The sequence below is a fragment of the Kineococcus auxinigenes genome, from assembly GCF_050871525.1.
Taxonomy (GTDB): domain Bacteria; phylum Actinomycetota; class Actinomycetes; order Actinomycetales; family Kineococcaceae; genus Kineococcus.
This window is the reverse complement of record NZ_JBKBCT010000105.1, coordinates 1-10145: the sequence shown is the minus strand read 5'-3', so window position 1 is coordinate 10145 and position 10145 is coordinate 1. Positions and strand designations below refer to the sequence as shown.

Below are 10145 nucleotides of genomic sequence, written 5' to 3'. Positions count from 1 at the left end.
CCCCCCCCCCCCCCCCCCCCCCCCCCCCCCCCCCCCCCCCCCCCCCCCCCCCCCCCCCCCCCCCCCCCCCCCCCCCCCCCCCCCCCCCCCCCCCCCCCCCCCCCCCCCCCCCCCCCCCCCCCGCGGGTGGGAGGGGTGGGTGGGGGTCAGGGGCCGGGGAGGGGGAGGTCGTCGGGCAGGACGTGCGGGCCGGCCACCTGCGGGCGGGGGCCGTCCTGCGGGTGCAGGCGCACCGCCACCAGCGCCACGTCGTCCTCGGGCTCGGGCGGCAGCAGCCGGTCCAGGATGGCGTCGCACAGGTCGTCCAGGTCGGCGTGCGCCAGTTCCGTCACGACCGAGCGCAACCGCGTCAGCCCCTCGTCGATGTCCTGCCCGCGGCGCTCCACCAGGCCGTCGGTGAACAGCAGCAGCGTCGAGCCGCGCTCCAGCCGGACGTGGCCGTCGCGGCGCGGCAGGTGCGGGGCGATGCCCAGCAGCAGGTCCGGCTCCCCGCTGGTCAGCTCCGCGACCGTGCCGTCGGGGCGCAGCAGCACCGGCGGCAGGTGCCCGGCGTTCGACCAGCGCAGCCGGGTGACGCCCTCCTCGCGCTCGGTGCCGGTCTGCTCCAGCCGTGCCACCACGGCCGTCGCCGTCGTCGCCACCGCCAGCCCGCGCATGGTCGCGTCCAGCGTGGACAGCACCGCCGCGGGCGAGCCGCCGCTGGAGTAGGCGATGCCCCGCAGCAGGCTGCGCACCTGGCTCATCGCGGCCGCCGCGTCCACGTCGTGGCCCATGACGTCGCCGATGACCAGGACGGTGCCGCCGTCCGGCTGCAGGAAGGAGTCGTACCAGTCGCCGCCCACCTGCACGGCCTGCGCCGCCGGGCGGTAGCGCACCCGCACCTCCAGGTGGTCCGGCTCCACGGGCGGGGTGAGCAGGCTGCGCTGCAGCCCCTCCGCGACGTGCTGCTGGCGCGCGTACAGGGAGGCGTTGTCCAGGGCCAGCCCGGCGCGGTCGGCGACCTGCACGGCCGTGGTGAGGTCCTGCTGCGACAGCGGACCGTCCTGCGGGCAGCGGTACAGCGTCATCATCCCCAGCAGCCGGCCCCGCGCCCGCAGGGGCAGCACGTACGCCCACTCCGGCGCCAGCTGCTCCAGCAGCGCCCTGGCCGGCGGCGCCAGCACCGCACCGACCCGCCGGGTGGCGTCCGACGCGATCGTCACCGGCTCCAGGCCGGGCCGCGCCCGCAGCAGCGGCGAACCCGGCGACAGCCCCACCAGCCGCGCGCGGCGGTAGGCGTCGGCGACCTCGCGCAGCTCCTCCTGGGCGTGCCAGGAACCGATGTCACGCATCGTCCCGGTCTCGTCGACGAGCGTGACGATGGACCAGCGCGCCAGCGCGGGCACCACGTGGCGGGCCAGCCTGGCCACCGCCTCCTGCGCGTCGAGGGTGGCGACGAGGTCCGAGCTGACGGTGGCCACCAGCTCCAGCCGGCGCGCGGTGCGCTCCGCGTCCTCCTGCGCCGCGCGGCGCGCGGTCGCGTCGACGAAGTACACCGACAGCCCGTCCGGGTCGGGCCAGGCCCGGACCTCGAACCAGCCGTCCAGCGGCGGGCCGTGGTGCCCCTCGAACGCCACGGGCTCACCGGTGCGCAGCGCGCGGCGGTACTCGGTGTCGAACGCGGTGCCGACCGCGTCGGGGAACAGCTCCCACACGTCCCGCCCGAGCAGCTCCTCGCGGGAGCGCTGCAGCAGCCGCTCGGCCTCGGCGTTGACGTAGCTGAAGCGCCAGTCGCGGTCCAGGGAGAAGAACGCCGTCGGCATCGACTCCAGCACCCGCGCCACCCGGGCGTCGCTGCCCCGCTCGGCGGTCGTGTCGTACCCGGCGCCGAGCAGGCGCAGCGGGCGGCCCGCCTCGTCGCGCAGCACCTCCCCGCGCGCCGTGATCCAGCGGGTCTCCCCCGACGGCAGCAGGACGCGGTACTCCGCCTGGAACGGCGCTCTGCCCTCCACCGCCGCGGTGATCGACTCGTGCACGCGCGGCAGGTCGTCGGGGTGCACGCGCGCGTCGAAGGCGGCCAGGCTGCCGTCGAACTCCGCGGCGCTGTAGCCGAACATCTCCAGCATCCGCTCGTCCCAGCTGATCGCACCGCTGGCGAGGTCGTAGTCGAAGCTGCCCACCCCGCCGGCCGCCACGGCCAGCCGCCAGCGCAGCCGGTCCACCTCGTGCTGCACGGCCAGCGCCGACAGCCGCAGCTCGCCGACGGCGACGGCGGCGAGGTCGGTCAGCAGGTCCACGTCGGTGCGCGTCCAGCGGCGCGGCACGGGGTCGAAGACCGCCAGGACCCCCACGACCCGGGCGTCGGTGCCGAGCACCGGCACGCCCAGGTAGCAGCCGACGACCCCGGACGTCACGGCGGGCAGCGCCGCCCACCGCCCGTCGGCGCGGGCGTCGGCCACGACGAGGGGCGCGGCCGCCAGGGCGGTGGCGGTGAGCAGCGCGTCCACGGGCGCGAGCAGGCCCACGCGCGCGCCGGCCCCGGTGGGCTCGCCGTCCTCGGTGAGCTCCGCGCGCGCCGACGCGGCGGACAGCGAGCGCGCGGCCAGGGCCGCCAGGCGCTCGAGGGCGGGGTGGGGGGCGTGGGCGCGCGCGGGCAGGGCGTGCGCGGGCTCGGCCGCTGCCCGGCCGTCCCAGCCCGCTGCGGGCCTGCCCTGCATGCGTCACACCCTCGACTCTGCGCCAGGGGCCTCCCGGACGCACTCCCGCACCGACCGCCGGCTCGCCCGACACGCCCCGGCGGGGAACCGTGACGACTCCCGCCACCACCCTGCCCGTCACCGGGGGTCACAGGATAGAGGCGATCAGCGACGAAGGGTCGCTGTCGGAGCACGCTCCTACGCTTGCCGGACACGCCCCCGCCCCCGGGAGCACCGGACGCAGGGAGAGCACGTGCGCGGTGACCCCACCCGCGACCCGTTCCGCCCCGGCAGGGGCGAGCCGCCCCCGGGGCGGCCGCAGCGCGCGGAGGTGGTGCGCGCCCTGCGGCTGTTCCGGCCGCACGCGCGCACGCTGTCGATCGTCGCCGGCCTCATCGCGCTGTCCGCCCTGGCGGGGGTGGCCTCGCCCTTCCTGCTGCGCGAGATCGTCGACGAGGCCCTGCCGGAGCAGGACCTGGAGCTGCTGGCGGCGCTGGTCGGCGGGCTGATCGCGATCGCGGCGGTCACCACCGCCCTGGACGTCGTGCAGGGGCTGCTGACCACGCGCGTGGGGCAGGCCGTCATGCACGGGCTGCGCACCTCCCTGTACGCGCACCTGCAGCGCATGTCGCTGGGGTTCTTCGCCCGCACCCGCACCGGCGAGGTGCAGTCGCGCATCGCCAGCGACATCGGCGCCCTGCAGACCGTGGTGACGAGCACCGGCGCCGAGCTGGTGCAGAACCTGGCGACGGTCGTCGTCACGGTGGTGGCGATGCTCGCGCTGGACTGGCGGCTGGCGCTGTTCTCCTTCACGGTGCTGCCCCTGGCGGTGCACCTGAACCGGCGGGTGGGCCGGCTGCGCCGGCGCATCACCGCGCAGCGCCAGCGGCAGCTCGCGGAGATGTCCGCCACCGTCGAGGAGACCCTGTCGGTGTCGGGGATCCTGCTGACGCGCACCACCGGCCGCACCCGCGAGGTCGTGGAGCGCTTCACCGCGCAGTCCGACGGGGTGGCGCGCCTGGAGGTCGGCTCGGAGATGGCGGGGCGCTGGCAGTGGTCGCTCATCACGCTGACGATGGCGGCGGTGCCGGCCCTGACGTACCTGCTGGGCGGGTGGCTGCGCGGCACCGGCACCGCGCTGAGCATCGGGACCCTGGTGGCGCTGGTGACGCTGCAGGCGCAGCTGTTCCGGCCGCTGGGTGCGCTGCTGCGCATCCTGGTGCGTCTGCACGCCTCGATGGCGCTGTTCACGCGCGTGTTCGAGTACCTGGACAGCGTCCCGGAGGTCGCCGAGGCGCCGGACGCGGTGGAGCTGCCCCGCGCCCGCGGTCGGGTGGAGTTCCGCGGCGTGGAGTTCCGCTACCCCGGCGCGGACCGCCCCGCCCTGAGCGGCATCGACCTCGTCGTGCCGGCGGGCACGTCGCTGGCGGTGGTGGGGTCCACCGGCTCGGGCAAGACCACCCTGGGGTACCTGCTGGCCCGTCTGTACGACGTGGACGCCGGGGCCGTGCTGATCGACGGGCACGACGTGCGCTCCGTGACCGCCCGCTCGCTGGCCGAGGCGGTGGGCGTGGTCACCCAGGAGACGTTCCTGCTGCACGCCAGCATCGCGGACAACCTGCGCTTCGCCGCTCCGGGTGCGAGCGAGGAGGACGTGCGCCGGGCGGTGCGCACCGCGCAGGTGGACGCCGTGGTGGACGCCCTGCCCGAGGGCCTGGACACCGTGGTCGGCGAGCGCGGCTACCGCTTCTCCGGCGGCGAGAAGCAGCGCATCGCGCTGGCCCGCGCGGTGCTGCGCGACCCGCCGGTGCTGCTGCTGGACGAGGCCACCAGCGCGCTGGACACCCGCACCGAGCGGGCGATGGCCTCCGCGCTGGAGGAGGTCTCCAGCGGCCGCACCACCGTGACCATCGCGCACCGGCTGTCCACGGTGCGCGGGGCCGACCAGATCGTCGTGCTGGACGGCGGCCGGATCGCCGAGCGGGGCACCCACGCGGAGCTGCTGGCCGCGGGCGGGCGCTACGCGGAGCTGGTGGCCGCCGACGAGTCCCGCGGGGCGGTGGAGCCCTCGCTCTGAGCGGCCGCCACGGCCGCCACGGCCGCCTCGGCGCGCTGCAGCAGGGCCCGCACGCCCCCGTCGAAGGGGGCGGAGCACTCCTGCGGGGTGGCCCGCACCACCCGCACCACCACCCCCACGGTCCGGTCGCCGCGGCGGCGGCCGCGGCCGGGCAGCGGGGCGGGCGGCGCCCAGCCGGCGACCTGCCCGGCGAGGTCGTCGGCCGCCGCGGCGCTGCTGTCCGGGAGGACGGCGACGAACTCGTCCGCGCCCCAGCGCCCGACGGTGGCGCCGGCGGGCAGCAGCGAGAGCAGGTGCGCGGTGAAGGAGATGAGCAGCGCATCGCCGGCGACCCAGCCGTAGGAGTCGTTGACGGCGCGGAAGCCCCGCAGGTCGGCGCGCAGCACGCTGACGGGCCCCTCGTCGGCGCGGGCGGCGGTCAGCGCCGCCGCCAGCCGCTCCTGCAGCAGGCTGCGCCCGGCCAGGCCGGTCAGCGGGTCGCGGCGGGAGGCGTCGGCGAGCCGGACGGCGCGCTCGCGCAGGGCGCGGGTGGCCTCGCGCAGGGACCGCTCCAGCTGCCGCTCACCGGTGACGTCGCGGCTGACGAGGACGACCCCGGTGCAGGCGCCGTCCGCACCGACGAGGGCGGTGGCGCCGACGTCGACGAGCAGGTCGCGCCCGGCGGCGGTGACGACGGGCACCGCGGAGCGCGACCACGTGCCACCGGCGGACAGGGCGTCCACCAGCGAGCGGAAGTCCCCCTCGAGGTCGGGGCTGTGCCGGGTGAGCACGCCGACGCGGCGGCCCACGACCTCGCGCGCGGGCGGCCCCCACAGCCGTTCGGCGCCGGCGTTGGCGTAGACGACGGTGCCCGCCAGGTCGGTGACGACCACGGAGTCGCTGACGCGGCCGAGCAGGTCGGCGCCGTCCCGCGGGGACGAGGCGCCCTCGTGCACGCGCAGCACGTGGTGGTGCTGCGGCGCTGAGCCGGGCGGGGCGCTCCAGCGGGTCAGGACGCCGCAGACGGGCAGCCCGTCGGGCCGGGTGAGCAGGACCTCGCGGGAGGTGGGGGCGTCGCCGGGCTCCGGCGCCGAGCCCGCCCGGGCGCCGGTGCCGGCGCCGAGGAGGGCGGCGGCGCAGCGGCCCAGGGCGTCGGCGGCGGTCACCCCGAGCACGCGCTCGGCGGCGGGGTTCCAGGAGGTGACCAGGCCGTCGGGGCCGGTGGACCAGCAGGGGTCGGGGGCGCCGGCGAGGTAGCCGGCCAGTTCGGCGCCGCCCGCACCGGGCGCCGCGGCGGCCGTCAGCTGCGCCGCGGGCGGGACCACGGGTGCGTCCACCACTGCCACTGCTGCTCCTCCCGCTCCGGTGCGGGCCGGTCCGCCGGCCCACCCCCTGACCGTCGGTCGTCGCGGGGCCCGGGTGCAGGGACCGATCGGGTGGTTCAGGCGGGTGGACCGGCGTGTCGCGGGGCGCGCGCCGCTGCCAGCACCGCGGCCACGCCGGCGACGACGTCGTCGAGGTCGTCGGGGGCCACCCCGATGGACGAGCCGGCCCAGAGCCCGTCGCCGACGAGCTGCACGACGCGGGACAGGACGCGGTCGCCGACCTCCTCCTCGATGGCGGTGCGCCACTCCTCGGTGGCGGCGGTGAAGGCGTCCGCGGCGCGGGGGTCACCCCCCTGCGCCAGGTGCAGGACGGCGACGGCCGTGCGGGAGAGCGGGTCGCCCTGCTGGATGACGGAGGTGCGCAGGTAGTACTCGGTGGCGCCGGCCGGAGCGGTGCGCATGTCGCGGGCGTCCTCGCCGGCCATGCGGCGGAAGCGCTCGAGCAGGCCGTCGACGAGGGCGTCCTTGGTGCCGAAGTGGTACAGCAGCCCGCCCTTGGAGACGCCGGCGCTGGCGGCGACGGCGTCGAGGGTGGCGCCGCGGGAGCCGGCGGCGACGAGCAGCTCGCTGAAGGCGTCCAGGAGCCGGTCGCGCGTGCTGGGGGGGCTCGTCACGCCCAGGAGGTTAATCGAGATTCGCTGTACCGTCCGGACGGTTCAGTGGTTTGTGGTCGCCCCCGCCCGGGCCGGCCCCCCGCCCCGCCCCCCCCCCCCGCCCCCCCCCCCCGCCCCCCCCCCCCCCCCCCCCCCCCCCCCCCCCCCCCCCCCCCCCCCCCCCCCCCCCCCCCCACCGAGCCGACGACCGAGGATTCCCCGTGACCCCGCCCGTCCCCCGCGCCGGCGCCCGCCAGTGGGCCGCGCTGGCGGTGCTGATGCTGCCGGTGCTGCTCATCTCGCTGGACACCACCGTGCTGAGCTTCGCCGTCCCGCACCTGAGCACCGCCCTGGCGCCCACCGGCACGCAGCTGCTGTGGATCGTCGACGGCTACTCCCTGGCCATCGCCGGCCTGCTCGTGACGATGGGCGCCCTGGGCGACCGCTCCGGCCGGCGCCGGCTGCTGCTGATCGGCGCCGCCGGGTTCGGCGCCGTCTCCGCGCTCGCGGCGTTCGCCCCCTCCGCGGAGGCGCTGATCGCCGCCCGCGTCGCGCTGGGCGTCTTCGGCGCCACCCTCATGCCCTCCACCCTGGCGCTGCTGCGCAGCGTCTTCCCCGACCGCGAGCAGCGGCGCACCGCGTTCGCCGTGTGGGCGGGCGCGTTCGCCGGCGGTGCCGCGCTGGGGCCGGTCGTCGGCGGGGTGCTGCTGGAGCGGTTCTGGTGGGGTTCGGTGTTCCTGGTCAACGTGCCGGTGGTGGCGCTGGTCCTGGTGCTGCTGCCGCTGCTGGTGCGCGAGTCGCGCTCGTCGGAGCCGGCGCGGCTGGACCTGCTCAGCGCCGCCACCGCCACCCTCGCCATGACGGGCGTCGTCTACGGGATCAAGGCGCTGGCCGACCACGGCCCCGGCGCCGCACCCCTGTCGGCGCTCGCGGCGGGCGTCGCGCTGGGCGTGTTCTTCGTGCGGCGGCAGACGACGCTGGCCGAGCCGCTGCTGGACGTGGGGCTGTTCCGGCTGCCCGTGTTCCGCACCGCGGTCCTGGCCAACCTGATGAGCATCTGCGGGATGACGGGGATGCTCTTCGCCGTCTCGCAGTACCTGCAGCTGGTGCTGGGGCTGTCGCCGGTGCGCGCGGGCCTGCTGCTGCTGCCCGGCGCGGTGGTCTCGGTCGCCGCCGGGCTGCTGGCCGCGCGGCTGGCCCGGCGCGCGCGCCTGGACGTGCTCATCGCCACGGGCCTGCTGCTGGGCACCGCCGGTTACGCGGTGGCCGCCACCCTGGGGGCGCCGGCCGGCGGCAGCGCGGGCGCGGCGGCGGTGCAGCTGGCGGTGGCCTTCGTGGTGCTGTCCGCCGGCACGGGCCTGGCCGAGACCCTGACGAACGACGCGATCCTGTCCACGGCCCCCGCCGACCGCGCCGGCGCCGCCTCGGCGATCTCCGAGACGGCGTACGAGGTCGGCGCGGTCCTGGGCACGACGGTCCTGGGCAGCGTGCTCAACGCCGTCTACAGCGCGCAGGTGCGGGTGCCGGGAGCCGCGAGCGCCGGGCAGGCCACCGCCGCCACCGAGACCCTCGGCGGTGCGGTGGAGGTCTCCGGGCAGCTTCCGGAGGCGGTGGGCGCCCAACTCCTGGACTCCGCGCGCCAGGCCTTCGCGCACGGCCTGGACACCACGGCCGTCGCCGGGGCGGCGCTCACCGCGCTGGCCGCGCTGCTGGTGCACCGGCAGCTGCGCCCGCGCGCGCTGGACGCGCGCTCGCCCGAGCACGCCCGGGTCTGACACGCTCGTGGCCCGGGTCCAGCCGGTCGAGGCCGCTGGACCGCCCGAGCACCCCCGTGAGGACGGAGCGCGCGCAGTGCACCCGACCGCGACCCCACCCGCCCGCCGCACGGGCCCGCACCCGGCCCCCACGCTGCTCGCCGTCGTGGCCGCGCTGCCCGCAGCGGCCGTGGCGACCTGGTGGGCCGTCGGGGACCTGTCCCACCCCGACGAGTGGATCGACCCGGCCGCCGCCGGCCCGCAGGTCCCCGCCGCCGCCGAGAACGCGGCTGGTCTGCTCTCGCTGCTGGTGCTGGCGGTCGTCGGCGTCGTCGTCAACCGCCCGGGCTCGCTGCTGCGCCGCGACCGGCGCTGGTGGGCGGTGCTGCTGCCCGTGACCGCCGCCGGGGCCCTGCTGGCGGTGGCCCACCGCGTGGCCACCGCAGCCACCGTGGGCGCCAACCTCGGCACCGCCTTCGTCTCGCTGCCGTGCGTCCTGCTCGCCGCCGCCGCGCTGGTGTGGTCCTCGGCGTGGGGTGGCCGGTTGCTCCGGCAGCACCGGTGCCGCGCCCGCAGCGGCGGGCGCTGACGCCCGCTCCTGCCACCGGTCGTGCGCGGTGCACCCACCTGGCGGAGCCATCGCCTGCAGCAAACCGCTACCACGGTGGTCGCGTGCGGACGATCGGCGAGCGCGAGCTCTCCACGCCGACGCCCACCACATCGACGCGGCCGTGGTGGCGACCGGTCGCGAACCCGGACCCCGGCGCCTGGACCTGCTGATCGCGGCGACCGCTCGAGCGCACGACCTCCCGCTCACCACCTCGGACCTCGACGAGCACCGAGGGCTGGGGGCGCTGCTCGACGTGAGGAGCCCTCGACGCGCCGAGGCGGTGAGCCGCCGACGGGCGCGGTGGCTCGGGCGGCGGCACGACTGCCCGCGCACCGGTGGACGGTGGAGTCAGCGCTCCGGGCCGGAGCTGTCGAACAGCTCGGTCAACAGCGACGGCAGGGGCGTGAGGCAGTCGTGCGCCGTCGAGCCGATCAGGGCGGCCGCGCGTTCGGCGGCGGCGGTGAGAGCGAGGTCTGCCAGCACCTGGTCCAGGTCCTCACCCTCCAAGCTGACGCCGGTCACGCGCCAGTCGCCACCGGCGACGTCGACCACGACGTCGGTGCACCGGGTGCTCCACCCCCCTGCGGGTTCACGACTGGTCGGCAGGCCGGGAAAGCGGGCAGCGAGGTCGTCAGCGGCCGCGCACCAGACGATCTGGCCCCGCTCACCGGTCGTGCCTGCCTGCGCGGCGCTGAACCCGCGGGGGACCAAGACGGCGTCGATGCCGTCCTGCAGCCGGGCGGTGGCAGTCGACTCCCCGTTCACCGGCACAGGTCGAGTGTCCTGCACGACGTCGAGCACCGCTGCACCCGGCGCTGGCGAGCAGTCGAAGGAGTCGCTCCCTCCACCCCGGCCACCGGCAGGGCCGCGAAGCCACCGGCCGGTGGGACCGCGCACCGTCGGCGTCACGACCGTGAAGTCGCTGGCGGAGCTGTGAGCCCGGATCGCGGGATGACCGGGCGCTCGGAACCGCGGCGGGCAGCGGTGCTGCAGGCGGGGGTGAACACGCCGGGGTGGGCCGTCACCGCTCGGGCGTGCCGGCGACGGTGTGCGGCGAGCCCGTCCAGCACCC

The 10145-nt window shown here is 77.6% G+C and carries 7 protein-coding genes; 3 read left to right on the top strand and 4 right to left on the bottom strand.

The window, feature by feature from the left end:
* Positions 1-146: 146 nt before the first annotated feature.
* A complete protein-coding gene (locus tag ACRYR9_RS18740) occupies positions 147-2696 on the bottom strand; it encodes a SpoIIE family protein phosphatase (protein WP_432498950.1) in 2550 nt (849 codons plus the stop codon).
* 232 nt (positions 2697-2928) lie between these two features.
* On the opposite strand from ACRYR9_RS18740, the gene ACRYR9_RS18735 reads away from it, so the two are divergent.
* Positions 2929-4752: an ABC transporter ATP-binding protein gene (locus ACRYR9_RS18735; protein ID WP_432498952.1), complete on the top strand. Its 1824-nt coding sequence runs from the start codon at positions 2929-2931 to the stop codon at positions 4750-4752.
* Here the strand turns inward: ACRYR9_RS18735 and ACRYR9_RS18730 are convergent.
* Together ACRYR9_RS18730 and ACRYR9_RS18725 are read right to left on the bottom strand one after the other, a co-directional pair.
* Positions 4695-6077, bottom strand: coding sequence for a sensor domain-containing diguanylate cyclase (locus ACRYR9_RS18730; RefSeq protein ID WP_432498954.1), 1383 nt, complete (start codon positions 6075-6077; stop codon positions 4695-4697). The genes ACRYR9_RS18735 and ACRYR9_RS18730 overlap by 58 nt on opposite strands.
* Positions 6078-6172: 95 nt before the next feature.
* Entirely contained in the window at positions 6173-6730 is a 558-nt protein-coding gene (locus ACRYR9_RS18725; protein WP_432498957.1) for a TetR/AcrR family transcriptional regulator, read from the bottom strand.
* 200 nt (positions 6731-6930) lie between these two features.
* On the opposite strand from ACRYR9_RS18725, the gene ACRYR9_RS18720 reads away from it, so the two are divergent.
* The gene (locus ACRYR9_RS18720) at positions 6931-8484 is read left to right on the top strand and encodes an MFS transporter (protein WP_432499117.1); all 1554 of its coding nucleotides are present in this window, start codon (positions 6931-6933) and stop codon (positions 8482-8484) included.
* 76 nt (positions 8485-8560) lie between these two features.
* Entirely contained in the window at positions 8561-9052 is a 492-nt protein-coding gene (locus ACRYR9_RS18715; RefSeq protein WP_432499119.1) for a hypothetical protein, read from the top strand.
* 369 nt (positions 9053-9421) lie between these two features.
* On the opposite strand, the gene ACRYR9_RS18710 is transcribed toward ACRYR9_RS18715, so the two are convergent.
* The gene (locus ACRYR9_RS18710; protein WP_432499121.1) at positions 9422-9844 is read right to left on the bottom strand and encodes a hypothetical protein; all 423 of its coding nucleotides are present in this window, start codon (positions 9842-9844) and stop codon (positions 9422-9424) included.
* Positions 9845-10145 lie beyond the last annotated feature (301 nt).